Origin of the sequence: Streptomyces sp. NPDC048248, assembly GCF_043201875.1 — a bacterium.
Classification (GTDB): Bacteria; Actinomycetota; Actinomycetes; order Streptomycetales; family Streptomycetaceae; genus Streptomyces.
Genome location: NZ_JBICZL010000013.1, coordinates 101,980 through 122,698, shown reverse-complemented (window position 1 = coordinate 122,698; position 20,719 = coordinate 101,980). Strand labels below are relative to the sequence as shown.

The 20,719-nt window shown below is 71.1% G+C and carries 22 protein-coding genes and 1 pseudogene; 17 read left to right on the top strand and 6 right to left on the bottom strand.

Going from position 1 to position 20,719, the window contains the following annotated elements; translation table 11 throughout:
* Nucleotides 1–11 precede the first annotated feature (11 nt).
* Both ACGFZW_RS27720 and ACGFZW_RS27715 read left to right on the top strand, forming a co-directional pair.
* Nucleotides 12–395: a hypothetical protein gene (locus ACGFZW_RS27720; RefSeq protein ID WP_393895950.1), complete on the top strand. Its 384-nt coding sequence runs from the start codon at nucleotides 12–14 to the stop codon at nucleotides 393–395.
* A gap of 141 nt (nucleotides 396–536) precedes the next feature.
* Nucleotides 537–1,592, top strand: coding sequence for an amidohydrolase (locus ACGFZW_RS27715; protein WP_393895949.1), 1,056 nt, complete (start codon nucleotides 537–539; stop codon nucleotides 1,590–1,592).
* On the opposite strand, the gene ACGFZW_RS27710 is transcribed toward ACGFZW_RS27715, so the two are convergent.
* The 3 genes from ACGFZW_RS27710 to ACGFZW_RS27700 form a co-directional block, all read right to left on the bottom strand.
* Nucleotides 1,556–2,557 carry a heme A synthase gene (locus tag ACGFZW_RS27710; protein WP_393895948.1) on the bottom strand — a complete coding sequence of 334 codons (1,002 nt, stop codon included), beginning with the start codon at nucleotides 2,555–2,557 and terminating at the stop codon, nucleotides 1,556–1,558. The genes ACGFZW_RS27715 and ACGFZW_RS27710 overlap by 37 nt on opposite strands.
* 96 nt (nucleotides 2,558–2,653) lie before the next feature.
* Nucleotides 2,654–3,454 (bottom strand): ABC transporter permease, encoded by an 801-nt coding sequence (locus ACGFZW_RS27705; protein ID WP_393895947.1) that lies wholly within the window; start codon nucleotides 3,452–3,454, stop codon nucleotides 2,654–2,656.
* The gene (locus tag ACGFZW_RS27700) at nucleotides 3,454–4,377 is read right to left on the bottom strand and encodes an ABC transporter ATP-binding protein (RefSeq protein WP_393895946.1); all 924 of its coding nucleotides are present in this window, start codon (nucleotides 4,375–4,377) and stop codon (nucleotides 3,454–3,456) included. Before ACGFZW_RS27700 ends, ACGFZW_RS27705 begins: the two co-directional genes overlap by 1 nt.
* 441 nt (nucleotides 4,378–4,818) lie before the next feature.
* On the opposite strand from ACGFZW_RS27700, the gene ACGFZW_RS27695 reads away from it, so the two are divergent.
* The 14 genes from ACGFZW_RS27695 (at nucleotide 4,819) to ACGFZW_RS27630 (ending at nucleotide 15,832) form a co-directional block, all read left to right on the top strand.
* Nucleotides 4,819–5,679 (top strand): helix-turn-helix transcriptional regulator, encoded by an 861-nt coding sequence (locus ACGFZW_RS27695; protein ID WP_393895945.1) that lies wholly within the window; start codon nucleotides 4,819–4,821, stop codon nucleotides 5,677–5,679.
* On the top strand, nucleotides 5,676–7,097 hold the full coding sequence (gene sufB / locus ACGFZW_RS27690; RefSeq protein ID WP_393895944.1) for a Fe-S cluster assembly protein SufB: 1,422 nt from the start codon (nucleotides 5,676–5,678) through the stop codon (nucleotides 7,095–7,097). Before ACGFZW_RS27695 ends, sufB begins: the two co-directional genes overlap by 4 nt.
* Nucleotides 7,098–7,154: 57 nt before the next feature.
* Nucleotides 7,155–8,375 (top strand): Fe-S cluster assembly protein SufD, encoded by a 1,221-nt coding sequence (sufD, locus tag ACGFZW_RS27685; protein ID WP_393895943.1) that lies wholly within the window; start codon nucleotides 7,155–7,157, stop codon nucleotides 8,373–8,375.
* The gene (locus ACGFZW_RS27680) at nucleotides 8,372–8,689 is read left to right on the top strand and encodes a non-heme iron oxygenase ferredoxin subunit (protein WP_326621575.1); all 318 of its coding nucleotides are present in this window, start codon (nucleotides 8,372–8,374) and stop codon (nucleotides 8,687–8,689) included. Before sufD ends, ACGFZW_RS27680 begins: the two co-directional genes overlap by 4 nt.
* A 7-nt stretch (nucleotides 8,690–8,696) precedes the next feature.
* The gene (gene sufC / locus ACGFZW_RS27675; protein WP_393895942.1) at nucleotides 8,697–9,461 is read left to right on the top strand and encodes a Fe-S cluster assembly ATPase SufC; all 765 of its coding nucleotides are present in this window, start codon (nucleotides 8,697–8,699) and stop codon (nucleotides 9,459–9,461) included.
* Complete coding sequence (locus ACGFZW_RS27670; RefSeq protein ID WP_393895941.1) at nucleotides 9,458–10,714, top strand: cysteine desulfurase; 1,257 nt, start codon at nucleotides 9,458–9,460, stop codon at nucleotides 10,712–10,714. Before sufC ends, ACGFZW_RS27670 begins: the two co-directional genes overlap by 4 nt.
* Nucleotides 10,715–10,734: 20 nt before the next feature.
* Nucleotides 10,735–11,193, top strand: coding sequence for a Fe-S cluster assembly sulfur transfer protein SufU (gene sufU, locus ACGFZW_RS27665; protein ID WP_393549675.1), 459 nt, complete (start codon nucleotides 10,735–10,737; stop codon nucleotides 11,191–11,193).
* Nucleotides 11,190–11,537: a metal-sulfur cluster assembly factor gene (locus ACGFZW_RS27660; RefSeq protein ID WP_393895940.1), complete on the top strand. Its 348-nt coding sequence runs from the start codon at nucleotides 11,190–11,192 to the stop codon at nucleotides 11,535–11,537. The genes sufU and ACGFZW_RS27660 overlap by 4 nt, the downstream gene beginning before the upstream one ends.
* Nucleotides 11,538–11,756: 219 nt before the next feature.
* Nucleotides 11,757–12,077, top strand: a complete 321-nt coding sequence (locus ACGFZW_RS27655; protein WP_393895939.1) for a DMT family transporter — start codon at nucleotides 11,757–11,759, stop codon at nucleotides 12,075–12,077.
* Complete coding sequence (locus tag ACGFZW_RS27650) at nucleotides 12,077–12,616, top strand: TetR/AcrR family transcriptional regulator (RefSeq protein ID WP_393895938.1); 540 nt, start codon at nucleotides 12,077–12,079, stop codon at nucleotides 12,614–12,616. The genes ACGFZW_RS27655 and ACGFZW_RS27650 overlap by 1 nt, the downstream gene beginning before the upstream one ends.
* Before the next feature lie 105 nt (nucleotides 12,617–12,721).
* Complete coding sequence (gene dapD / locus ACGFZW_RS27645) at nucleotides 12,722–13,726, top strand: 2,3,4,5-tetrahydropyridine-2,6-dicarboxylate N-succinyltransferase (protein ID WP_393895937.1); 1,005 nt, start codon at nucleotides 12,722–12,724, stop codon at nucleotides 13,724–13,726.
* 265 nt (nucleotides 13,727–13,991) lie between these two features.
* Complete coding sequence (locus ACGFZW_RS27640) at nucleotides 13,992–14,195, top strand: hypothetical protein (RefSeq protein WP_393895936.1); 204 nt, start codon at nucleotides 13,992–13,994, stop codon at nucleotides 14,193–14,195.
* The gene (locus tag ACGFZW_RS27635) at nucleotides 14,192–14,854 is read left to right on the top strand and encodes a hypothetical protein (protein ID WP_393895935.1); all 663 of its coding nucleotides are present in this window, start codon (nucleotides 14,192–14,194) and stop codon (nucleotides 14,852–14,854) included. Before ACGFZW_RS27640 ends, ACGFZW_RS27635 begins: the two co-directional genes overlap by 4 nt.
* 63 nt (nucleotides 14,855–14,917) lie before the next feature.
* Entirely contained in the window at nucleotides 14,918–15,832 is a 915-nt protein-coding gene (locus ACGFZW_RS27630; RefSeq protein WP_393895934.1) for an EI24 domain-containing protein, read from the top strand.
* Here ACGFZW_RS27630 and dapA read toward each other — a convergent pair.
* The 3 genes and pseudogenes from dapA to ACGFZW_RS27615 all read right to left on the bottom strand — a co-directional run bounded on the left by dapA (nucleotide 15,753) and on the right by ACGFZW_RS27615 (nucleotide 18,963).
* Nucleotides 15,753–16,708 (bottom strand): annotated as a pseudogene (gene dapA / locus ACGFZW_RS27625) (4-hydroxy-tetrahydrodipicolinate synthase). The gene ACGFZW_RS27630 and the pseudogene dapA sit on opposite strands and share 80 nt — an antisense overlap.
* 163 nt (nucleotides 16,709–16,871) lie before the next feature.
* A complete protein-coding gene (locus tag ACGFZW_RS27620) occupies nucleotides 16,872–17,024 on the bottom strand; it encodes a hypothetical protein (RefSeq protein ID WP_393895933.1) in 153 nt (50 codons plus the stop codon).
* Nucleotides 17,025–17,124: 100 nt separating this feature from the next.
* Nucleotides 17,125–18,963, bottom strand: a complete 1,839-nt coding sequence (locus ACGFZW_RS27615; RefSeq protein ID WP_393895932.1) for an endonuclease/exonuclease/phosphatase family protein — start codon at nucleotides 18,961–18,963, stop codon at nucleotides 17,125–17,127.
* 235 nt (nucleotides 18,964–19,198) lie between these two features.
* Between ACGFZW_RS27615 and ACGFZW_RS27610 the strand changes: the two genes are divergently transcribed.
* Complete coding sequence (locus ACGFZW_RS27610; protein ID WP_393895931.1) at nucleotides 19,199–20,716, top strand: hypothetical protein; 1,518 nt, start codon at nucleotides 19,199–19,201, stop codon at nucleotides 20,714–20,716.
* Nucleotides 20,717–20,719: the final 3 nt, after the last annotated feature.

Sequence of the window (20,719 nt, the reverse complement as noted above, 5' to 3'; positions counted from 1 at the left end):
GCATTCTGTCCATGGCAGACAACCAGCAGGCGGACGAGCAGGTGACGACGGCGGCCGACGAGAGCGCCGGTGCGAAGCCCGACAAGCGGGCCGAGCGGCGTACGGCCAAGCTCGCGAAGGAGATCCGCGCCTTCGCCACGTCGCACGGCGGCAGCGCCGAGGGCCAGCTCGCACACATCGGCCGCGGCCGCACCCGTATCGCCCTCGTCGGCGCCAACGGCGAGTGGGGCGCCCTCGTCGCGGAGAGCTACGACTCCGCCAAGGGCGCGGCAGAGAAGGCCGGCGTCGCACTCCATGACGACTTCGACGGCGACATCGCCGCCAAGGTCCGCACCGGTCCGTACGAATGGTCCCGGATGGCAGGCATCCAGCTGGGTGGCCCGGCCAACTCCTGACGGCCCTGCCGGAGCGGCGCCCGCGCCCTGCGGCGGGCCGCCCGGCGCCTGCGAGCCCGATACCTGACGACCTCCTCGTCCGTTGAACCCACGGGCGCGGCGCTTCCGCGCCGCCCGGCGGCTCTCGGCGAGGAGAAGCGGATGGACGGATCTCCACCGCTCATCGATCAGTACAGCCACGGCGCGGTGCACGGTGAACTCGGTCTCGGCTCCTTCGAGGCCCACCTCGGCGCCGCTGCCGGTGCGCATGGCCCGGCCCCCGCTGGCACGACCTACTTCGACAGCTGGACCGGCATCGCCGTACGCCGCTGGTGCCCCCCGCTGCTCGGCCTGGAGCCGCACTGCCCGCCGACCCGCTATCTGGCCCGCAGACGCGAGATCGGCGCCTACCGCGCCGGCCGCCTCCTGCTGCGCGGCGCCGGCATCGGCACCTTCCTGGTGGAGGCCGGCACCCCCAGCGATCTGACCTCCGCAGCGGAACTGGCCGGGGCCGCCGCGGCCCGCGCCCACGAGGTCGTCCGGCTCGAACCCCTCGCCGAGCAGGTCGCCGACACCTCGGGCAGCGTCGACTCCTTCATCGGCTATCTCGCGGAGGCGCTGTACGCGTCCGCCCAGCACGCCACCGCCTTCGCCTCCGGCGCCACGTACTGCGACGGACGGGCGCCGGGGGCCGGTGCGGTGCGGAGTGCGGCGGACCGCTGGCTGCGCAGCCGCCGCCCCGGTGAGCGGCTCGACGAGCCGGAGCTGGTGCGGCATCTGCTGTGGAGCGCGGTGGCGACGGGGCTGCCGGTGCAGCTGCACTGCCCCGATCCCCAGCCGCTCGCGGGCTTTCTGGGGGCCACGACCGGTCTCGGAGCGGACCTGGTGCTCATGCCCGCCGCACCGCACCACCGGCGGGCGGCGCAGCTCGCGGCGGTGCACACCCATGTGTACGCCGATGTCGGACCGCAGCCGGAGGAGACCCTCGGTCAGGCGCCGTTCGGCAAGCTGCTGTTCTCCTCGGGTGCGAGCGGCCTGCCCGAGCTCTACGTGACCGGCGCGCGCATCTTCCTGCGCGCCATGGCACGCGTCGTCCGGGAGTGGTCCGACGAGGGGCTGTGCGACGGCTCGGACGGACGGCGGATCACCGAGATGATCGGCTCCGGGACCGCCCGCCGGGTCTACCGGCTGGCGGCGGAGGTGCCGGTCGCCGGCTGAGGCTCCAGGGCCTCGTGCACGCCCGCGGGCGCCGGGACCAGCGGCACCGCACCGCGCTCGCGCAGGGCAAGGACGACCCGCAGCACCGCGATCCAGACCAGGGCCGAGCCCAACATGTGCAGCCCGATGACGATCTCCGGCAGCCCCATGAAGTACTGGATGTAGCCGACGCCGCCCTGGAAGAGGAGGCAGCCGAACAGCTCCAGCACCGCACGGCGCGGAGCGGCCGGTGCCTTCACGGCGCGCAGCGTGAACCACACGGCGACCGTCAGGCCGACGACGATGTAGACGAAGTCGACGTGGAGCTGGGTGATCTCCTGCCAGTTCAGCGGGATGCGGTGCACCTTCCTGGCGTCGCCCGCGTGCGGCCCCGCGCCGGTGACGACGGTGCCGAGGAGGGTGAGCACACCGGTCGCCGCCAGCAGGAGCCAGGCCAGCTGGCGCACCGGGCGGACGACGACGCCGCGCGGCTCCTCGTCACCTTCGCGGGCCCGCTGCCAGGCCACCACGGAGACCGTGAGGAGGCCGGTGGTGAGCAGGAAGTGCGAGCTGACAATGTAGGGGTTCAGCCCGGTCAGGACGGTGATGCCGCCGACGACGGCGTTGCCCATCACGATCCAGAACTGCGCCCAGCCCAGCCGGGTCAGCGAGCGCCGCCGGGGCGAGCGGGCGCGGGCGGCGATGATGAACAGGCCGACGAACGCGCACAGCACATAGGTCAGCATGCGGTTGCCGAACTCGATCAGGCCGTTGATGCCCATCTCGGCGGTCGGCGTGAGGCTGTCCGGGGTGCATCGCGGCCAGGTGGAGCAGCCCAGACCGGACTGCGTCAGCCGTACCGCGCCGCCGGTAATGACGATGATCACGGCCATCACGACGGTGGCGAGCGCGGCCCGCCGCACAAAGCGGGCGGAGGGCTGCCAGCGGCGGGCGATCAGCTCGAGGGGATTCAGCGTGTTCGGCACGGGAGCCATCGTAGGCGGCCCCTTGTGCAAACTTTCACGAGGGGTCCGTATCACTACGGAACCACCCGAGCCGCCCCCGCCGAACCGCGCGGGCGGTCACTCCCAGCGGAAGAAGCGGGCCGCAGCGCCCAGGCCGAGCACCGCCCACACGGCCAGGATCCCGAGGTCCTGCCAGGGGATGCCCGCGCCGTGCTGGAGCACGTCGCGCAGCCCGTCGGACAGCGCCGTGATCGGCAGCAGTTCGAGCACCGTCCGGGCCGCCTCGGGGAACTTCTCCAGGGGGACGATCACGCCGCCGCCCACCAGCAGCAACAGAAAGACCAGGTTGGCCGCGGCGAGGGTCGCCTCGGCCTTGAGGGTGCCGGCCATCAGCAGGCCGAGTCCGGAGAACGCAGCGGTGCCCAGGAGAAGCAGCAGCAGCACGGAGGTCACGCCGCCGGAGGCACCGGCGTGCGGTGACCAGCCCAGCGCGAACGCCACGGCGGTCAGCAGCGCGATCTGCACGATCTCGGTGACCAGCACCGCGCAGGTCTTGGCGGTCATCAGCCCCCAGCGCGGCAACGGGGAGACGGCGAGGCGCTTGAGCACCCCGTAGCGCCGCTCGAATCCGGTCGCGATCGCCTGGCCGGTGAAGGCGGTGGACATCACCGCGAGCGCCAGGACACCGGGCGCGAGGAAGTCCACGGAGCTGCCCGCGCCACCGGCCGTGCCGGTGGGCACGGCGATGATGTCGACGGCCGAGAACAGCACGAGCAGCAGCGTCGGGATGACGACGGTCAGCAGCAGCTGCTCGCCGTTGCGCAGCAGCATCCTGGTCTCCAGGGCCGCCTGCGCGCGGATCATCCGGGGCAGCGGCGCCGCCGCGGGCCGCGGGGTGAACGTGCCGGTAGCGGTCATCAGCGCAGCTCCTTGCCGGTGAGCTCCAGGAAGACGTCCTCCAGGGTGTGCCGTTCGACGGCTATCGCGTCGGGCATCACGCCGTTCTGCGCGCACCAGGAGGCGACGGTCGCCAGGAGCTGCGGATCGACCTTCCCCTGGACGCGGTAGGTGCCCGAGGTCAGCTCGGTGGCCGCGCTGTCCGCGGGCAGCGCCTTGAGCAGCGAGGCGATGTCGAGTCCGGGCCGTCCGGTGAAGCGCAGGGTGTTCTCCGCGCCGCCCCGGCACAGCTCGTCCGGGGCGCCCTGGGCGATGACCCGGCCGCCGTCGATGATCGCGACGTCGTCGGCGAGCTGCTCGGCCTCGTCCATGAAGTGGGTGGTGAGCACGGTGCTGACGCCGTCCTGCCGCAGCTCCCGCACCAGGTCCCAGGTGGCGTGTCTGGCCTGCGGGTCGAGGCCGGCGGTCGGCTCGTCGAGGAAGACCAGCTCGGGCCGGCCGACGACGGCCATCGCCAGCGCCAGCCGCTGCTGCTGGCCGCCGGACAGCCGCCGGTAGGCCGTACGGCCGCAGCTGCCCAGGCCCAGCCGGTCGATGAGGAGGTCCACATCGATCGGGTGGGCGTGCAGAGTGGCGGTGTGACGCAGCATCTCCTCGGCCCTGGCGCCGGGGTAGACGCCGCCGGACTGGAGCATCACGCCGATCCGCGGGCGCAGCGCCGCGGCGTCCGCGACCGGGTCGAGGCCCAGGACGCGGACCTGCCCGGCGTCGGGGCTGCGGTAGCCCTCGCAGGTCTCGACCGTGGTGGTCTTCCCGGCGCCGTTCGGGCCCAGTACGGCGGTGACGGTGCCGCGCGCGACGGTCAGGTCGAGCCCGTCCACGGCGGTCTTGGCCCCGTATCGCTTGACCAGGCCGACGACCTCGACGGCAGGCTCGGTTCGCATGCCGGGAAGTCTACGAAGAGCGGCGGGCGGCGAGTCCATGGGGGCTCGGATGCGTTGCAGGGGTGGGACCGGGGCGCACATCGTCCGTTCCGGGTCCCGCTCGATGGCCCAGGGGGGAGCCGTGCGTAACCGTATGGCGGTGCGCGGCGCCATGGATTTCGTGCGAACGCTCGGGGGAGGGCGGTCGGGCGCCGGAATCCCCGTGTTCGCGGGCTCGGTGCCGTGCGCGGGGCGTCGCTGCGGACCGTGCGGAACAGAGTTTCGAGGCGCGGCTCCCGGAGGTGTCGAGCGGGCGGGGAAGCGGAGCGCATGCGCAGGTCGGAGTCGGTGTACGGGTCTCCGGGAGCCCCTTGGATTAGGTCACCCTTAGTGATCGAGGCCACCAGTCCGTGATCCGGACGAGGGTTGTATCGCTCCGAGGAATTACGCAACAATGACGTTGTGAAATACGCGAGCGAGGATCAGGAAGGGCCCGTGGTCGAGACGACCACCGGGCCGGCCGCCTCCGCGCCCGAGCAGACCGTGCACACCGCACGGGCCGGTCACACCGCCCCGTCGCCGCACGACGAGCAGCAGGGCACCCGCAACCGGGTCGCCCGCTCCATTCTCGACCACGGTCCGTCCACCGCGGCCGAGCTCGCCCTTCGCCTGGAGCTGACCCAGGCGGCCGTCCGCCGTCACCTCGACGCGCTGGCCGCTGAGGGCGTCGTGGAGCCCCGCGAGCAGCGGGTCTACGGAGCGCGCACGCGCGGTCGCCCGGCCAAGGCCTTCGCACTCACCGACTGCGGTCGGGACGCCTTCGACCAGTCCTACGACCAGCTGGCCTCCGACGCACTGCGCTGGATCGCGCAGACCGCGGGCGGCGGCGAGATGGGCGAGGCCGCGGTCGCCGCCTTCGCGCGCGCCCGGCTCGCCGAACAGGCCGAGGGCTACCGCCAGGCGGTGGAGACCGCCGAGCCCGAGGCCCGCACCAGGGCCCTTGCCGAGGCATTGACCGCGGACGGGTACGCTGCTACGGCGCGCAGCGCGCCCAATTCCCAGCTCGGTGAACAGCTCTGCCAGCACCACTGCCCGGTCGCCCACGTCGCCGAGCAGTATCCGCAGTTGTGCGAGGCGGAGACCGAGGTCTTCTCCCGTCTGCTGGGGACCCACGTACAGCGACTCGCCACCATCGCCCACGGCGACGGGGTGTGCACCACCTTCATCCCGAAGGCCGGCGGGGCCGCTCACAGCACCACTGCGCCGAAGAACACCAAGACCACCAAAGCATCTGCAAGCACGGCCGGGAGGAACCCCGCATGACGCTCCCCACGGAGACTGCTCACCCCGAGCTCGAGGGTCTGGGCAAGTACGAATACGGCTGGGCCGACTCCGACGTGGCCGGCGCCTCGGCGAAGCGCGGAATCTCCGAGGCCGTCGTCCGCGACATCTCGGCGAAGAAGAACGAGCCCGAGTGGATGCTCAAGCTCCGCCTCAAGGGTCTGAAGCTGTTCGACAAGAAGCCCATGCCCAACTGGGGATCGGACCTGTCGGGCATCGACTTCGACAACATCAAGTACTTCGTCCGCTCCACCGAGCAGCAGGCCGCCTCCTGGGAGGACCTGCCCGAGGACATCAAGAACACCTACGACAAGCTCGGCATCCCCGAGGCGGAGAAGCAGCGCCTGGTCGCCGGTGTCGCCGCGCAGTACGAGTCCGAGGTCGTCTACCACCAGATCCGTGAGGACCTGGAGGAGCAGGGCGTTCTCTTCCTGGACACCGACACCGCGCTGAAGGAGCACCCGGAGCTCTTCCAGGAGTACTTCGGCACGGTCATCCCGGTCGGCGACAACAAGTTCGCGTCGCTGAACACCGCGGTGTGGTCCGGCGGGTCGTTCATCTACGTCCCCAAGGGTGTCCACGTCGACATCCCGCTGCAGGCCTACTTCCGGATCAACACCGAGAACATGGGCCAGTTCGAGCGGACGCTGATCATCGTCGACGAGGACGCCTACGTCCACTACGTCGAGGGCTGCACCGCGCCGATCTACAAGTCGGACTCGCTGCACTCCGCGGTCGTCGAGATCATCGTGAAGAAGGGCGGCCGCTGCCGCTACACGACCATCCAGAACTGGTCGAACAACGTCTACAACCTGGTCACCAAGCGCGCCGTCGCCTACGAGGGCGCGACCATGGAGTGGGTCGACGGCAACCTCGGCTCCAAGGTGACCATGAAGTACCCGGCCGTCTACCTCATGGGCGAGCACGCCAAGGGTGAGACCCTCTCCATCGCCTTCGCGGGTGAGGGCCAGCACCAGGATGCCGGCTCCAAGATGGTCCACATGGCGCCGAACACCTCCTCCAACATCGTCTCCAAGTCGGTGGCGCGAGGCGGTGGCCGGACCTCCTACCGCGGTCTGGTCGAGATCGGTGAGGGCGCGGCGGGCTCCAAGTCCAACGTGCTCTGCGACGCCCTGCTGGTCGACACCATCTCCCGGTCGGACACCTACCCGTATGTCGACGTCCGCGAGGACGACGTGTCCATGGGTCACGAGGCGACCGTCTCCAAGGTCAGCGAGGACCAGCTCTTCTACCTGATGGCCCGAGGCCTGACGGAGTTCGAAGCCATGGCGATGATCGTGCGCGGCTTTGTCGAGCCGATCGCCCGTGAGCTGCCCATGGAGTACGCGCTGGAGCTGAACCGGCTGATCGAGCTGCAGATGGAAGGCTCGGTCGGCTGACCCGGCCCCACGCAGCGACCGACTCCCTGATTGCAGAAAGCGAGCACGACGACAGCCATGGCTGAGGCTCAGAACTCCCCCACTCTCGGCTCCGCTCGAGCGGGGGGACCCCCATCGGCGGGTTCCACGACCACCGGCTCCATCGCGGTGGCCGCGGAGTCCACCGTCGCCACACGGATGAGCGCCCCGCCGTCCTATGACGTGGCGGACTTCCCCGTGCCGCACGGCCGCGAGGAGGAGTGGCGTTTCACCCCCCTCGCGCGCCTGCGGGGCCTGCACGACGGCACCGCCGTCGCGGGCGGCGCCGATCTGAAGATCGACATCACGGCGCCGGAGGGCGTCACCCACGAGCTGGTGGACCGTGCCGACCCGCGCGTCGGCAAGGCCGGCAAGCCGGTGGACCGCGTCGCCGCGCAGGCGTACAGCACCTTCGAGAAGGCCTCGGTCGTCTCGGTCCCCAAGGACACCGTGCTCGACGAGCCGATCCGGATCGCTGTGCACGGCGAGGGCGGTACGGCCTTCGGCCACCAGGTCATCGAGCTCGGCGCGTTCGCCGAGGCGGTCGTCGTCATCGATCACACCGGTGACGCGGTCCTGGCCGCCAACGTCGACTTCCTCCTCGGTGACGGCGCCAAGCTGACCGTCGTCTCCGTTCAGGACTGGGACGACAAGGCGGTCCACGTCGGCCAGCACAACGCCCTGGTCGGCCGCGACGCCACCTTCAAGTCCGTGGTCGTCACCTTCGGCGGAGACGTCGTCCGGCTGCACCCGCGCGTCAACTACGCGGGCCCCGGCGGCGAGGCCGAGCTCTACGGCCTCTACTTCACCGAGCAGGGTCAGCACCAGGAGCACCGCCTCATGGTCGACCACGAGGCCCCGAACTGCCGCTCGCACGTCACGTACAAGGGTGCGCTGCAGGGCCAGGACGCACACGCCGTCTGGATCGGCGACGTCCTGATCCAGGCGTCCGCGACCGGCACGGACACCTACGAGCTCAACCGCAACCTCGTCCTCACCGACGGCGCGCGGGTCGACTCGGTCCCCAACCTGGAGATCGAGACCGGCGAGATCGTCGGCGCCGGCCACGCCTCGGCGACCGGCCGCTTCGACGACGAGCAGCTGTTCTACCTGATGGCCCGCGGCATCCCGGCCGACGAGGCCCGCCGACTGGTCGTCCGCGGCTTCTTCGCCGAGCTGGTGCAGCAGATCGGCCTCCCGGACGTCGAAGAGCGTCTGATGAGCAAGATCGAGGCCGAGCTGGAAGCGTCCGCCGCATGACGTACGTACGCGCAGCGGCGCTCAGCGAGCTGGAGGAGGACACCCCCAAGAGGGTGGAACTCGACGGCACGCCGATTTCCCTGGTCCGCACCGAGGGCGAGGTGTTCGCGATCAACGACATCTGCTCGCACGCGAACGTCTCCCTCTCGGAGGGCGAGGTCGAGGACTGTTCGATCGAGTGCTGGCTGCACGGATCGAGCTTCGACCTGCGCACCGGCAAGCCGTCCGGCCTTCCCGCGACGCGCCCCGTCCCCGTATACCCCGTAAAGATCGAAGGGGACGACGTGCTCGTCTCCGTCACCCAGGAGTCCTGAGTTCCCCATGGCAACGCTTGAGATCCACGACCTGCACGTCTCCGTCGAGGCCGAGAACGGCCCCCGCGAGATCCTGAAGGGCGTCGACCTGACCGTGAAGCAGGGCGAGACGCACGCCATCATGGGCCCCAACGGCTCCGGCAAGTCCACCCTCGCCTACTCGCTCGCGGGTCACCCCAAGTACACGATCACCGGCGGCACCGTCACCCTCGACGGCGAGGACGTCCTGGAGATGTCCGTCGACGAGCGCGCCCGTGCCGGCGTCTTCCTCGCCATGCAGTACCCGGTCGAGGTGCCCGGCGTCTCCGTCTCCAACTTCCTGCGCACGTCGGCGACGGCGATCCGCGGTGAGGCCCCCAAGCTGCGGCTGTGGGTCAAGGAGGTCAAGGAGGCCATGGAGCGTCTCTCCATGGACCCGGCGTTCGCCGAGCGCAACGTCAACGAGGGCTTCTCCGGCGGTGAGAAGAAGCGCCACGAGATCCTCCAGCTGGAGCTGCTCAAGCCGAAGATCGCGATCCTCGACGAGACCGACTCCGGCCTGGACGTCGACGCGCTGCGCACCGTCTCCGAGGGCGTCAACCGCGTCCGCGAGACCGGCGAGGTCGGCACCCTGCTGATCACCCACTACACGCGCATCCTGCGCTACATCAAGCCCGACCACGTCCACGTGTTCGCGAACGGCCGCATCGCCGAATCCGGTGGCGCCGAGCTCGCCGACAAGCTGGAGGCCGAGGGCTACGAGGCCTACACGAAGGGTGGGGCGACCGCGTGACACAGATGCCGGGCCTCCTCGACACAGAGGCGATCCGTAAGGACTTCCCCCTGCTGGATCGTGTGGTCCACGACGGGAAGAAGGTCGTGTACCTGGACAACGCGGCGACTTCGCAGAAGCCGCGCCAGGTCCTCGACGCGCTGAACGAGTACTACGAGCGGCACAACGCCAACGTCCATCGCGGCGTGCACGTGCTCGCGGAGGAGGCCACGGCGCTGTACGAAGGCGCCCGTGACAAGGTCGCCGCGTTCATCAACGCACCGAGCCGCGATGAGGTGATCTTCACCAAGAACGCCTCCGAGTCGCTCAACCTCGTGGCGAACATGCTCGGCTGGGCCGATGAGCCCTACCGCGTGGACCACGAGACCGAGATCGTCATCTCGGAGATGGAGCACCACTCCAACATCGTTCCGTGGCAGCTGCTCTCGCAGCGCACCGGTGCGAAGCTGAAGTGGTTCGGCATCACCGACGACGGCCGTCTCGACCTGTCCAACATCGACGAGATCATCACCGAGAAGACGAAGATCGTCTCCTTCACGCTGGTCTCCAACATCATGGGCACGGTCAACCCGGTCGAGACGATCATCCGCCGTGCGCAGGAGGTCGGTGCGCTGGTCTGCATCGACGCCTCCCAGGCCGCCCCGCACATGGTGCTGGACGTCCAGGCGCTGCAGGCCGACTTCGTCGCCTTCACCGGCCACAAGATGTGCGGCCCGACCGGTATCGGTGTCCTGTGGGGCCGCCAGGAGCTGCTGGAGGACCTCCCGCCGTTCCTTGGTGGCGGCGAGATGATCGAGACGGTGTCGATGCACTCCTCGACCTACGCGCCCGCGCCGCACAAGTTCGAGGCAGGTACGCCCCCGATCGCCCAGGCCGTCGGCCTCGGCGCGGCCGTGGACTACCTCTCCTCGATCGGTATGGACAAGATCGCCGCGCATGAGCACGCGATCACCGAGTACGCCGTCAAGCGGCTGCTCGAGGTGCCCGACCTGCGCATCATCGGTCCCAGCTCGGCCGAGGACCGCGGGGCGACGATCTCCTTCACGCTCGGCGACATCCATCCGCACGACGTCGGCCAGGTCCTCGACGAGCAGGGCATCGCGGTCCGGGTCGGCCACCACTGCGCGCGGCCGGTCTGCCTGCGGTTCGGAATTCCTGCGACCACCCGAGCGTCGTTCTATCTGTACTCCACCCCCGGCGAGGTCGATGCCTTGGTCGAGGGCCTGGAGCACGTCCGCAACTTCTTCGGATGAGGACGAGGACTGACTGAGCCGTGAAGCTGGATTCCATGTACCAGGACGTCATCCTGGACCACTACAAGCACCCGCACGGGCGCGGTCTTCGGGACGGCGACGCCGAGGTGCACCACGTCAACCCCACCTGCGGTGACGAGATCACGCTGCGCGTGCGGCTCGACGGCGCGACCATTGAGGATGTGTCCTACGAGGGGCAGGGCTGCTCCATCAGCCAGGCCAGCGCGTCGGTGCTCAACGAGCTGCTGGTGGGCAAGCAGCTCGGCGACGCCCAGAAGATCCAGGAGACGTTCCTGGAGCTGATGCAGTCCAAGGGGCAGCTCGAACCGGACGACGCGATGGAAGAGGTGCTGGAGGACGCGGTCGCGTTCGCCGGTGTCTCGAAGTACCCGGCGCGTGTGAAGTGCGCCCTGCTCAGCTGGATGGCCTGGAAGGACGCCACGGCCAAGGCTCTCTCCGAGGAGGCGAAGACCGCATGACCGACACCCCCGAGAATACGATCACGAGCACCAAGCCGGCCTCGGAGGAAGAGGTCCGCGAGGCGCTCTACGACGTCGTCGACCCCGAGCTGGGCATCGACGTCGTCAACCTGGGGCTGATCTACGGCATCCACGTCGACGACGCCAACATCGCCACCATCGACATGACGCTGACCTCCGCGGCCTGCCCGCTGACCGACGTCATCGAGGACCAGGCGAAGTCCGCCACGGACGGCATCGTCAATGAACTGAAGATCAACTGGGTCTGGATGCCCCCGTGGGGCCCGGACAAGATCACCGACGACGGCCGCGAGCAGCTGCGCGCGCTGGGCTTCAACGTCTGACCGCGGCTCGGGGCCTCCTTCGGGAGACGTCCCGGCCGCGTCGAAACGGTCATATCCGCCAGGCACTCCCTGGCGGATATGGCCGTTTCGACGTGTCGGCTCGCCCTGCATGCCCATCGCCCTCGGCGCCTCGGCCGCGCCGGGGCGGCGCCCCTCCCTTGCGCAGGCCACGCACGGCCTTGTGTACGGGCGTACGCAACGTTGTGTACGCTCGTACGCATGGTCTATGTGACGCTGGCCGGCGCGATCTTGTCCGAGGTCCTCGCCACCACGGCGATGAAGTACAGCGACGGCTTCTCCAGGCTGTGGCCGTCGCTGGGCACCGCGGCGGGCTACCTCGTGGCCTTCGCCCTGCTGGCGCAGACGCTCAAGGCGATGAACATCGGCACCGCCTACGCGATCTGGGCCGGAGCCGGCACGGCCCTCGTCGCGGCGATCGGCATGATCTTCATGGGGGAGAGCGCGTCCGCCCTGAAGATCCTCGGGCTGGTGCTGGTCGTGGCCGGCGTCGTGGTGCTGAATCTGGGCGGTGCGCACTGATGGCCCGCCGCTACGACCCCGACCGCCGGCAGCGGATCATCGACGCGGCGATCGCGGTGGTCGGCGAACGGGGGATCGCGGGCCTTGGGCACCGCGCCGTGGCCGCGGCCGCGGATGTGCCGCTGGGCTCGACGACCTACCACTTCGCGACGCTGGACGATCTGCTGGTCGCCGCGTTGCAGCAGGTCAACGGCGAGTGGATGACCGACTTCGCCCGCTGGGTGGACGGCATCGACCTGGCGGCGCCGCTGGCCGACGAGGTCACCCGGCTGGTCGAGGACACCCTTGCCGGCGACCGTGGCCGGGTGGAGCTGGAGTACGAGCTGTATCTGGCGGCGTTGCGCCGCGAGGCGGTGCGGCCGATCGCCGCCGCCTGCCTGGACGAGATGGTGCGGCTGCTCGGCCGGCGCATCGGCGATGAGCCGACGGCGCGGGCGGTGGTGGCGTTCGCCGACGGGCTGCTCCTCCAGCACCTGCTCACCGGCCAGCCGTTCCAACCCGCCACGGTACGGGCGGGGTTGGCCGGGATCCTGGGCTGACCTCGCACGCGGCCGGGGGCGGGGCCGGTGCGGCGGGCGGTGCGGGCCGGTCTGATCGCTGAGACCGGTTCGCCTCGGCGGGCACCCTCCGGTTAGGTTTCGAACATGACCGATGCTGCTTCTTCCCGTCTCCAGACCGGCGCCGTCGCCGCCGGGCTCGCCACCGTCACGTCCGACGGTGCTGTTCTCGACACCTGGTTCCCGGCCCCTGAGCTGGTCGCTGCGACCGCCGAGGCCCCTGGCCCGGCCGGCACCGAGGTGCTGACCGACGAGCGCGCCACCGAGCTCCTGGGCGCCGCCTCGCTGAAGGCGATCGGCCCGGACCCGGTCCGCGACGTGGAGGTCGTGGCCGTCCGCACGGTCATCGCCTCCCTGGACGACAAGCCGCTGGACGCGCACGACGCCTACCTGCGCCTCCACCTGCTCAGCCACCGGCTGGTCAAGCCGCACGGGCAGAACCTGGAGGGCGTCTTCGGCCTGCTGTCGAACGTCGCCTGGACCTCGCTCGGCCCGGTGGCCGTCGACCAGCTGGAGAAGGTGCGCCTGAACGCCCGCGCCGAGGGGCTGCACCTCCAGGTCACCAGCGTCGACAAGTTCCCGCGGATGACCGACTACGTCGCGCCCGCCGGTGTGCGGATCGCGGACGCCGACCGGGTGCGGCTGGGCGCGCACCTCGCCGCCGGCACCACCGTCATGCACGAGGGCTTCGTCAACTTCAACGCCGGCACCCTGGGTACCTCCATGGTCGAGGGCCGCATCAGCGCGGGCGTCGTCGTCGGTGACGGCTCCGATGTCGGTGGCGGCGCGTCCACCATGGGCACCCTGTCCGGTGGTGGCAAGCAGATCATCGCCATCGGCGAGCGCTGCCTGCTGGGCGCCGAGTCGGGCATCGGCATCGCGCTGGGCGACGAATGCGTGGTGGAGGCGGGCCTGTACGTGACCGCCGGCACCCGCGTGACGCTGCCGGACGGCCAGGTCGTCAAGGCGCTGGAGCTGTCCGGCGCCGACAACATCCTCTTCCGTCGCAACTCGACCACCGGCGCCGTCGAGGCCCGGCCGAACAAGGCGGTCTGGGGCGGTCTCAACGAGATCCTGCACAGCCACAACTGAGCGGTCACCGCTGAGCGCGCCGGTCCCGTGGGACCGGCGCGGGCACGGTGCGCCAACGGCCCGGTGGGGAGACCCGCCGGGCCGTTGGCGTGCCCGGTGAGGGACGCGGTGAAAGGGCGCAGCGAGTGGCTCCGCGGGTGCGCGGGCGCGGACCGGAGTGCGCCCGGGGCGCGGAAGCGGGGGCCGGTTTGCGCTGGTGCCAAGGCCGCTGCCGGTGGGCCACCATGGCGTGCACGAAGTCCAACGCACCGTACCGGGAGGCGTCATGAGGCTGGGCAAACCGCTCGCTGTCGGCATCGCTGAGGAGCGGGAAGCGGTCGGCCCACCGCTCCGGGCCGAGGCGGCCGGCGAGCCGGAGCGGGACGCGGCGCGGTCGGTGGCCACCGACGCCACCGACGCCACCGACGCCGCCGAGGCCGTCGCCGATGCCGTGCTGCGGCTCGGCGCCGGGGTGCCGGCCGGCCGATGAGGAGGCTGCGACTGCCGCAGGAGCGCCCGGCCGAGCCGCCGCGCGGGTACAAGCTCGCCCACCCGGTGGTCTCCCATGACGACGGTCGGGTCGGTTTCGCGGGGGTGTCGATCGGCGGCGCGCTGCCGTACGGGGTACTGGACGAGGCGAGGTGCGTCTACGGCCGCCGGCACCGCAGCCCCGCTCTGCGCTGCGACTGCGGCTTCCACTGCCTGCACGCACTCTCCGACACCCTCGCCCTGACCTGTGCGGGCGCGCACCGGCGGGCGACGCTCCTCGAGGTCACGGTGCTCGGTGCGTACATCCGTTTCGAGCGAGGCATGCGCTACGCACGCCAGCGGGTGCGGGTGGCACGCGTCGGCCCGTGCGGCTGCGGTCTTCCGGCGGAGGTCTTCGTGGACGCGGGCTGGGGCCGTACCGGCTGGCGGGCGCTGACCGGCGCGTGCGGGAGCTGTGCGGCGGGGCGGGGGCATATGGCCTTCGCGGAGTTCGCCCGGGTCGGTGGCGGCCGGCTGCGGGTGGTGGCCGGGCACCGCCGGGAGCCGGGCGAAGGGCCCGCATCCCGTTCGGTGCCCCGTCCGGCCACCGAACCCGCGTTGATGCAGGCCAGGCTCGACCGGTTGCAGGGGCGCTGGGCGCGGCTGACCGGGGAGCCGTGACGGACACCGGGAAACTGGCATGGCCGTGTCACCGGCCGTGCGGCGCGCCGCTAGGCTTGGGCCATGCGTGATCTTGCAGCGGGGCTGCGGTATCTGGGCAAGGGCCAGCGGTGGGTCGCCGGGCACGGCCGGTGGTGGGGCTTCGGGTTGATTCCCGCGCTGATCACCCTGGTCCTCTACGCCGCGGTGCTCACCGCGCTGGCCTTCTGGTCCGGTGACATCGCCGCCTGGGCCACGCCGTTCGCCGACGACTGGGGCTCGCCCTGGCAGGGGCTGCTGCGCGGCCTGTTCGTGGCGCTGTTGTTCGCCGGCGGGCTGATGCTGTCCGTCCTCACCTTCACGGCCGTCACCCTCCTGATCGGCGACCCGTTCTACGAGTCGTTGTCGGAGAAGGTCGAGGAGTCCGAGGGGTTCTGCCCGCCGAGCCCGGACCGGCCGCTGTGGCAGGAGATCTGGATCGCCCTGCGCGACAGCGTCCATGTGCTGCTGCGCGCCGTCGGCTTCGGCATCCTGCTCTTCGCCCTCGGATTCGTGCCGTTCCTCGGGCAGACCGTCGTCCCCGTGATCGGCTTCTGCGTCTCCGGCTTCTTCCTCGCCGTGGAGCTGACGTCGGTGGCGATGCAGCGCCGGGACATCCCCGTCCGTGAGCGGCTGCGGCTGCTGCGCGGCCGCAAGGCGCTCGCCGTAGGCTTCGGCACGCCGATCGTGCTGCTCTTCCTCGTCCCGTTCGTCGCGGTGCTCCTGATGCCCGGCGCGGTCGCCGGAGCGACGCTGCTGGTCAGGGACCTGCTGCCCGAGGAGCAGCCGCAGGCCGCCGGCCCCGGGGAAGGCGAGGGGCTGCAGGCCGCCGGGCCGCACGGGCAGGGCGGGTTCGGGCCGCCGCCGGCGCAGTTCCCCGCTACCCAGGGACCGCCGCGGCAGGCGCCGCCGCAGACCGGACCCGGGTCCTCCACAGCGCCTCCGTCAGCCGGGTGGTGAGCTGGGGGCCTGCGTCCAGGAGCGGCCCGCGGACCGGTCCCGCCGGCAGTTCCAGGTGGTTCAGCAGCGCCTTCACGGTGACCGCGCCCGGAGCTTGCGAACCGGTGACCGCCTCGAAGAGGGGCACCAGATCCAGATGGCGCCGGGCGGCTTCGCAGGTGGCTCCGGCGTCGTAGGCGTCCTGCACGGAACGCACCGCACGGGGCGCGACATTGCCGGTGGTGGTGACGCAGCCGGTGCCGCCGATCGCGCGGAGCGGCAAGATCTGCTCGTCGCATCCCGCGTAGTAGGCCAGGCCGGTTGCTGCCAGGACCTTCGCCGACTTCAGCAGGTCGTATCCGCAGTCCTTGACCGCCGCGATGCGGGGATGGTCGGACAGACGCAGCAGGGTCTGCGCGGTCGGTGCGGTGCCGGTGCGGGCGGGGATGTCGTAGAGCATCACCGGCAGTCCGGTGGCGTCCGCGACCGTCCTCAGGTGGTGCGCGACGGATTCCTGAGTGGGCCGTGAGTAGTACGGAGTCACCACCAACAGCCCCTGGGCTCCTGCCCGTTCCGCGCTGCGGGCCAGGGCGACGCTGTGCCGCGTGTCGCTCGTGCCGACCCCGGCGGTGACGCGCGCCCGGTCGCCAACAGCCTCCACGACGGCCCGGAGCAGCGTTTCCTTCTCGGCGTCAGAGGTGGTCGGGACTCCCCGGTGGTCCCACTCAGCACCAACCCGTCGCAGCCGCCGTCATCCACGAGATACGCGGCGAGCCGCTGCGCTCCTGCCGGGTCCAGCTCTCGGTCCGGGGAGAACGGCGTGATCATGGCAACTGCGGTGCGCCCGAAGAGTGGTGGGGCGCCGGGTGCCGCGATGGGCGAGGCTGCGGTGTCCATTCCGGGAGTGTGCTCCCGACCCACATTTCACGCCCACTTAGTTGTGCTCGCTCGTCCGTGAAGCAGTGCTACAACCAGCTCGTTGCGGGGACGAGGAGAGGGCGACGCGGAGCGGCCGCCGCGTCCAGCAGGGCGCGGCGGCCGCTCGGGCGTCACAGGCCCATTACTCGCCGGTCAGGCCGTTGCGCGACCGGGGCTTGAGGTCCTGGGTCCGCTCGGCGGCGGACTCCTCGGTCCCCTGCGGCTTCCGCTCGCGGTCGCTGCGCCGCTCGGCGCCGCGGTTCTTGGCCGACTTGCGGTTCTGGCCCTTGCCCATGATGACTCCCTTGTCCGAGCCGATGTGCTTACCTGCCCAGTACCGCACCCTCAGGGGGAGTTGGCGATCCGGAGGTGGGCCAGGAGAGTGAAGGCCACCGTCACGGCCGGATGCGCAGCACCTGCGGGTCGTGATCGCTGGCCTGGTCCGCGTACTCGGCGTTGATGTGCACGATGTCGTAGTCGGCGCGGGCCGGATGGCGGCTGGTGAGCATGTGGTCCAGCACCTGGGAGTTGCCGTTGTAGACATAGCCGTAGCGCTCGGAGCGCGGCAGCCTGCCGACGAGGTCGGTGAGCACGCCGCCCTGCGTCAGCTTCTTCAGCACGGGCGAGAACTGGTAGTCGTTGAGGTCTCCGGCGACCACCACATCGGCGCGGGGGTTCTTGGCCAGCAGATCCTTGACGAAGGCGTTGACCAGCCCGGCCTGCGCGATGCGCTGGGTCTCCGAGCTGCGGGCCGGCGGCTGGAAGCGGCTGTCCAGGCCCTGGTCGCCGCCCTTGGAGTTGAAGTGGTTGGCGACCACGAACACCCGGCTCCCGGGGCGGCTCTTGAGCGAGAACTGGCCGACGAGCGGCTTGCGGCTGTCCTTCCACGCCGGGTCGGCGGGCGCGATCCGGCCAGGCGAGGCGGAGAGTGCGGCCTTGCCGTGGTCGTCGACCACCTTCACCGGGGTGGTGGCGTCGCCGCCGGCGATGTCGGTGAAGGAGACCCGCTCGGGGTTGAAGAGGAAGGCGACCCGGATGTTGCCGCCGGGCTGTCCGCCGTCCTGGTCGTTCGCCGGGTCGATCTGCCGCCACTCGTACGCCGGGCCGCCCGCCGCCTTGATGGCGTCGGTGAGCTTCTTGAGGGTGGCGCCCGCGGTCACCACGCCGTTGTCGGTGGCGCCGCTGTCGTCCTGCACCTCTTCCAGCGCCACGACGTCGGGGGCGGCGAGGTGATCGACCAGCGCCGCCGCGAGACGGTCGAACTTGGCCTGCGGGGTGGTGGGCGCGAGGTTCTCCACGTTGTACGTGGCGACCGCGAGCTCGTCGGTCTTCTGCTTGCGAGTGCTCTCCGGCGCCGGCCCGTGATCGGTGACCGTGCCCAGCTCGGTGGCCTGGAGGGTGTAGCCGCCGAAGTTGTCGTAGTCCAGCGGGCCCGCGGTGGTGCCGGTCAGCTCGTCGCCGACGTCGGCCACCGGGAAGGGACGCTCGGAGAACGGGATCAGCGAGGCCACCTTCACCCGGCCGGGGTTGGGGTCCTTGTAGGAGTCGTAGAGGGTGCCGCCCCGGGCCGTGCGGTGGTGCTTGGGCTCGGCGGTGACCCACAGCTCGTGATGGGTGTTGGTCGCGCCGACGACCGGCGCCCCGGCCACCGAGACGCGCATGCCCTCCAGGGACTCGTAGCGGTCCAGCGCGTATGAGCGGGGGCGCAGCGGCAGCGATTCCATGTTTCCGCCGTCAGCGCGGGGGGCGTAACGGGTCGGTATGGAGGCGGCGTTCAGCCGGTAGGCGGCGGGCAGCTTCGCGCCGGAGGAGTCAACTGTCCACGTGGCGCCGGTTATCTCGGTGACGGACTGCAGACCGGCGTCCTTGCCGCCCGGGTAGTACTCGCTGACCTTGCCCGCGACGGTGACCGCGTCACCGACGGCGACCTTCGGCGTCTGGCCGCCGGTGAAGACGAAGATCGCCTCGCTGGTCGCGGCGTTGTCGTCCGGATGCGGGTCCTGCACCCAGAAGCCGCGCGCGGAGCCGAACGACCGTACCGCGGTGACCGTGCCCGGCACGTCGCTGACCTGCTGCCCGGCGAGCGGGGAGAGGCGGGTGCTGCCTTGGATGTCGTGGATCCTGGCGCCGGCGGCGCCGGCGGACTGCGGCGCGGTGAGCAGGCCGGTGGCGAGTGCGGCGCAGGCCACCGCACTGACGGTGGCCGGTCTGCGGAGCGAACGGCGGGACGGCATGAGGGCCTCCTGGGAAGTGGGGGAAGAGGATGCGGGCGTCAGGGCGGCAAACAGCGCGGCGCGGAGCGGCCCGGCGATCTCTACGCGCGTCAATCTCTTGTGTGGCCACGGGAGTTGTCAAGGTCCACCGGGTGATCGGGCGCGGGCGGGTGGGTGAACCGCCCGAGATACGGAGAATTCCGTCTACGCTTGGGCGTCGCACGAGCCGTAGTCCGTTCGAGGAGCTGAGCCCCAGATGTCCGCAGACCGCCCCACCCTGCCGCCGGTGCGGCTGCACTCCGAAGCGGAACTGGCCCGGGACGCGCTGAGTGCGCCGCTGATGGCCCGAGCCGCCAAGCTGGCCCGCTGGGCGGAGCGGGGCGTACCGGTCGGCGTCGGCGGCGAGATCCTCCAGGATTCGCTGGAGGCCGCCACCGAGCACCTCGGGCTGAGCGCCGACGAGGACGGCCCCGGATACGCCGCCGAAGCCTGGCAGCTCGCGGTGGACACCGGCCTGGTGGAGATCGAGGAAACGGCGGACGAGGCGGCCGACGCCGACGACCTCCCCGACGACGCCGCGGTCGGCACCGCCCGCCCCGGCGAGGAGCTGGGCATGCTCACGTCCGGCAGCCCGCAGGACATCCTCGACATCTGGCTCGGCGGCATGGAGACCGTGCTCGCCGACGCGGTCGCCCCCGACCTCTCCGACATCGCCGACCAGCTCGCCGAGGGCGGCGAGCTGGACCTGGACGCGATCGACTGGAACCCGGAGGAGGAGGCCGAGATGCTGGACGGCATCCTCGGCAACCTCTACCTGCTCACGGCCGTGAACGAAGGCGCCGAGCAGGACGTCCCGCTCCCCGCCCTCGCCGCCTCCATGATCGTCCCGGACGACATGGACGAGCCCACCGACGACATCCTCGAAGAGGTCTCCGAGGCGATGATGCGCCTGGACGACCAGTTCCGGGTCCTGGAGCCGATCGGGCTCGTCGCCTACACCCCCGTGGACGAAGCCCTCATCGAGGAGCTGGACGAGGACGGCGAGACGGTCCTCCCCCAAGGACCAGGAGGGACTGCAGGCGCCGAGCCGCCGGCCGACGCCGACGTCTCCCGCTACGGCCTGGTCCGGCTCACCCCGCTCGGTCTCTACGCGGTCCGCGCGCGGATGCTGGACGCCGGTGTCCACGCCCCGGCCGTCGGCGACCTCACGGACAAGGGCGCGGACGTCCTCCTCGACGCGCTGCCCGAATACCCCGAGACGCTCGCCCAGGCCGAGTCCGAGCAGTGGCTCGCCGCCCGCACCCCCGCGGACGCCGCCCGTGACCTCCTCGCGGCCGCCCGCGGCGACGACGAGCGCGCCCCGCTGCGCCGGCTCGCCGCCCAGCAGACGCTCTCCCTGGTCTCGCCGGATGCCGAGCCCGCGCTGCGCGAGGTCCTGGACGACCGGCAGCTGGGCGGCCTGGCCCGGGTCTGGCTGGCCGAGCGCGCGGCGACCGGCATTCCCGAGCCGTCCCAGGAAATGATCTTCTGGCTGACCGTGGACACCATCGCCGCGCAGCTGGACAGCGCGACGGAGGACGCGGCGAACGAGCTGCGCGAGCTGGTCCGCAGCCTGACCGACCAGCACAGCGGGTTCTTCGACACCGCCTGGCGGGTGGACCACCCCGCCACCGCCGACGTCCTGGAGGCCATGGGGCGGCTGCACCCGGACAAGAAGGCCGCCAAGGAGGCCCGCAAGGCCGCCTTCAAGGCGCGCTCCCGCAAGGCGGACTGACTT

Coding starts and splice junctions, on each gene's coding strand:
- ACGFZW_RS27720 (WP_393895950.1), top strand. CDS start 12: ATGGCAGACAACCAGCAGGCGGACGAGCAGGTGACGACGGCGGCCGAC.
- ACGFZW_RS27640 (WP_393895936.1), top strand. CDS start 13,992: ATGAGGCTGGGCAAACCGCTCGCTGTCGGCATCGCTGAGGAGCGGGAA.
- sufB (WP_393895944.1), top strand. CDS start 5,676: ATGACGCTCCCCACGGAGACTGCTCACCCCGAGCTCGAGGGTCTGGGC.
- sufC (WP_393895942.1), top strand. CDS start 8,697: ATGGCAACGCTTGAGATCCACGACCTGCACGTCTCCGTCGAGGCCGAG.
- ACGFZW_RS27700 (WP_393895946.1), bottom strand. CDS start 4,377: ATGCGAACCGAGCCTGCCGTCGAGGTCGTCGGCCTGGTCAAGCGATAC.
- ACGFZW_RS27615 (WP_393895932.1), bottom strand. CDS start 18,963: ATGCCGTCCCGCCGTTCGCTCCGCAGACCGGCCACCGTCAGTGCGGTG.
- ACGFZW_RS27620 (WP_393895933.1), bottom strand. CDS start 17,024: ATGGGCAAGGGCCAGAACCGCAAGTCGGCCAAGAACCGCGGCGCCGAG.
- ACGFZW_RS27650 (WP_393895938.1), top strand. CDS start 12,077: ATGGCCCGCCGCTACGACCCCGACCGCCGGCAGCGGATCATCGACGCG.
- ACGFZW_RS27680 (WP_326621575.1), top strand. CDS start 8,372: ATGACGTACGTACGCGCAGCGGCGCTCAGCGAGCTGGAGGAGGACACC.
- ACGFZW_RS27655 (WP_393895939.1), top strand. CDS start 11,757: ATGGTCTATGTGACGCTGGCCGGCGCGATCTTGTCCGAGGTCCTCGCC.
- dapD (WP_393895937.1), top strand. CDS start 12,722: ATGACCGATGCTGCTTCTTCCCGTCTCCAGACCGGCGCCGTCGCCGCC.
- sufD (WP_393895943.1), top strand. CDS start 7,155: ATGGCTGAGGCTCAGAACTCCCCCACTCTCGGCTCCGCTCGAGCGGGG.
- ACGFZW_RS27635 (WP_393895935.1), top strand. CDS start 14,192: ATGAGGAGGCTGCGACTGCCGCAGGAGCGCCCGGCCGAGCCGCCGCGC.
- ACGFZW_RS27705 (WP_393895947.1), bottom strand. CDS start 3,454: ATGACCGCTACCGGCACGTTCACCCCGCGGCCCGCGGCGGCGCCGCTG.
- ACGFZW_RS27630 (WP_393895934.1), top strand. CDS start 14,918: ATGCGTGATCTTGCAGCGGGGCTGCGGTATCTGGGCAAGGGCCAGCGG.
- ACGFZW_RS27610 (WP_393895931.1), top strand. CDS start 19,199: ATGTCCGCAGACCGCCCCACCCTGCCGCCGGTGCGGCTGCACTCCGAA.
- ACGFZW_RS27660 (WP_393895940.1), top strand. CDS start 11,190: ATGACCGACACCCCCGAGAATACGATCACGAGCACCAAGCCGGCCTCG.
- ACGFZW_RS27715 (WP_393895949.1), top strand. CDS start 537: ATGGACGGATCTCCACCGCTCATCGATCAGTACAGCCACGGCGCGGTG.